Annotated in this window: 1 protein-coding gene; it reads right to left on the minus strand. The window is 56.7% G+C overall.

All coding sequences use genetic code 11. The features are described from left to right. Positions 1-162: 162 nt before the first annotated feature. Positions 163-1,071 (minus strand): reverse transcriptase domain-containing protein (locus CVS30_RS17685; RefSeq protein ID WP_110486865.1); only part of this gene is annotated, 909 nt, incomplete at its 5' end.

Genomic DNA, 1,071 nt, shown 5'->3' on the forward strand with positions numbered 1-1,071 from the left:
GTCACTCCGCATACTGCAGTAGCTTCCTGCCAAGCTGTTGTTAGAGCCCTTACGTCAGCGTGGGTGGTGCCTGGCCAATTCGACAGGATCGAGTAGGGTGAGGGATTTTTTTTTCCCTCAGCCCTCTCACACCACCGTACGTGCGGTTCCGCATACGGCGGTTCAACTAATACGCTGGAGTCCCTGCACAGTGCTGCGCAGCGAGACCAGCCCCATTTTGGCGAAGTACAACGTCGGTACTGCCTGATTCATGTGTTTGGATGCCGAGTTCCACCAAGGCCCTCGCCCGTTTACACTCGACTTCCACGCCCGCTCAGGCCTAAGCCCAAGCAAGATGAGTCGTCGTTCGCGGGTCTTCGGGGTTTTCCACTGTCGCCAGAGCAGGCAACGTAGTTTTCGACGCAGCCACCAATCGAGTTCCTCCAGCATCCGCATGTTCGCGGTAAGCCGAAAGTAGTTTGCCCAACCCCGCAACACGGGATTTAGCATCTCTATAGTGTGAGACAAGGACCGTCCTCGCCCCTTGCGCAGCAACTCACGAACTCGATCCATCAGTCTTCGCAGGCTTTCGGGGGCAGGTCGCACCCGTGTCTCTTGGCGATAGATCGTAATCGCGTAGCCCAGAAACTTTCGCTTCCAAGGCCGTGCTACTGCGCTTTTCTGCTCGTTGATACGTAGCTTCAGATGACCCTCCAGGAAGGCTCTGATGTTCGCCATCGCCCGTTGCCCTGCGCCTTCACTGCCGATGTAGATATTGCAGTCGTCAGCATATCGGCAGAACTTCAACTGCCGCCTTTCCAGCTCTCGATCAAGATCGGTCAGCAGGATATTCGACAGTAATGGGGACAGCGGCCCACCCTGAGGCGTACCCTCGCTGCGGGGTTGAATCACGCCATTAGCCATCATCCCCGCCTCTAAGAAGCGCCGGATCAGCTTGAGTACGCGACCATCCCTCACTCGATAGGCGAGTCGAGCCATCAACACGTCGTGGTTGACCCGGTCGAAGAATTTCTCCAGGTCGATGTCCACTACCCAGTGCTTTCCTTCGGCCACATACTCTTTCGCCTTGAC

Origin of the sequence: Arthrobacter psychrolactophilus (genome assembly GCF_003219795.1) — a bacterium.
Lineage (GTDB): Bacteria > Actinomycetota > Actinomycetes > Actinomycetales > Micrococcaceae > Specibacter > Specibacter psychrolactophilus.